This window comes from Mycobacterium sp. 852002-10029_SCH5224772, from assembly GCF_001667315.1.
Lineage (GTDB): Bacteria > Actinomycetota > Actinomycetes > Mycobacteriales > Mycobacteriaceae > Mycobacterium.
In genome coordinates, this window is record NZ_LZHT01000045.1 from 1 (window position 1) to 2118 (window position 2118).

General features: G+C 69.5%; 1 protein-coding gene. It reads left to right on the forward strand.

Translation table 11 applies throughout. The annotated features are described in order from the left end of the window. Positions 1-2118, forward strand: a 2118-nt coding sequence (locus A5775_RS10325) for a non-ribosomal peptide synthetase (RefSeq protein WP_156660653.1), incomplete at both ends; no start/stop codon positions are given.

Below are 2118 nucleotides of genomic sequence, written 5' to 3' on the forward strand. Positions count from 1 at the left end.
CAGGACGTGCCGTTCGAGTTGCTAGTGGAGCGGCTCAACCCCACCCGCTCGCTGACGCATCATCCGCTGGTGCAGGTGATGTTGGCCTGGCAGGGCAACGATCCCGCCGAACTGAGCCTGGGTGAGCTGCAGATCACCACTATTCCGGTGGAGACCCGCACTGCGCGTACGGATTTGACGTTCTCCTTGTTCGAACGCTGGAGCGGCGACGGACGGGCCGCCGGGATCGGCGGCGCCGTCGAGTTTCGCACCGACCTGTTCGACGCGAACAGCATCCGGACGCTGACCGAACGGTTGCGGCGGGTATTGGTCGCCATGACCGCTGACCCGCACCGACGCCTCTCCTCGATCGACGTGCTCGACGACGACGAGCGGGCCCGTCTCGCTGTGCTCGGCAATCGGTCGGCGTTGGACCGGCCGACGGCGGGGGTTGCGGTTCCGGCATTGTTCGGCGCCTGGGTGGAGCGTGTGCCGCGGGCGGTGGCGATCAGGTGCGCGGGCCGCTCGTGGACATATGAGGAAGTGGAGTCGGACGCGAATCGGTTGGCGCACTTGCTGGTTGGTCAGGGTGTGCGCCGCGGCCAGTGCGTGGGCGTATTGCTGGGGCGTTCGGCCGAGGCGGTGATCGCGATCGTGGGCGTGCTGAAGGCGGGCGCGGCCTACGTGCCGATGGACCCGGCCGTGCCGACGGCGCGGATCGGGTTCATGGTCGCCGATGCCGGTGTGCGGGTCGTGGTGACCAGTGCCGAGTTGCGGTCGCGGCTGGGCGAATTCGACGGGGTGGTCGTCGAGGTCGACGACCCGACCTTGCGGGCCTGTTCGGCGACGGCGGTGGCCGCGGCGGGACCGGAACCTGACGATGTCGCGCACGTCATCTACACCTCGGGCACCACGGGTGTGCCCAAAGGGGTGGCGGTCAGCCACGCGAACGTGACGCAGCTGTTTGGTGCGCTGGACGCCGGCGTCGAGCTGGGGCCGGATCAGGTGTGGAGCCAGTGCCATTCGCTGGCGTTCGATTTCTCGGTGTGGGAGATCTGGGGCGCGCTGCTGCACGGCGGCCGACTCGTGGTGATACCCGATTCGGTGAACCGTTCGCCGGAAGAGCTGCACGCCACGCTGATTGACGAGCGGGTCACGGTGTTGGCGCAGACGCCGTCGGCGCTGGGGATGCTTTCGCCGCAGGGCTTGGAGGCGGTGACGCTGGTGGTGGGCGCCGAGCCCTGTCCGGGTGAGCTGGCGGATCGATGGGCGCCCGATCGGGTGATGGTCAACGTGTATGGCCCGACGGAGACCACCATGTGGGTGTCGCACAGCGCGCCGCTGGTAGCGGGGTCCGGGCCACCGGCAATCGGGTCGCCGGTGGCCGGGGCCGCGCTCTTCGTGCTGGATGCATGCCTGCGCCCGGTGCCCGCCGGCGTGGTGGGGGAGTTGTACGTCGCCGGCACCGGGGTGGGCGCCGGTTATCTGGGCCGGGCGGGGCTGACGGCGTCGCGGTTTGTGGCGTGCCCGTTCGTCGGCGCGGGAGCGCCCCCGACACGCATGTATCGCACCGGCGACATCGTCCGGTGGCGCAACGACGGGCAGTTGCACTATGTGGGCCGCGCCGACGAGCAGGTCAAGCTTCGTGGCCATCGCATCGAATTGGGTGAAATACGGGCTGCGCTGGCCGAATTGGAGGGTATCGAGCAAGTCGCGGTGATTGCCCGCGAAGATCGTGCCGGCGAGAGGCGTCTCGTCGGCTATGTGACCGGAGCCGCTGACCCCGCCGATATTCGGGCCCGGTTGGGTCAGCGGCTCCCCACCTACATGGTGCCGTCGGCGGTGGTGGTGCTCGACGCCCTGCCGTTGACGGTCAACGGCAAGCTCGACACCCGCGCCCTGCCGGCCCCGGACTACCGGGACGTCGATCGCTACCGGGCGCCGGACAACGCCCTCGAGGAGACCCTGGCCGCCATCTACGCCCGGGTGCTCGGTGTCGAGCGCGTCGGGGTCGACGACTCCTTCTTCGACCTGGGCGGCGACTCCCTGTCCGCGATGCGGCTGATCACCGCGATCAACGCCGATCTCGACGCCGGGCTGACGGTTCGAGCGGTGTTCGAGGCGCCCACGGTCGCGGGG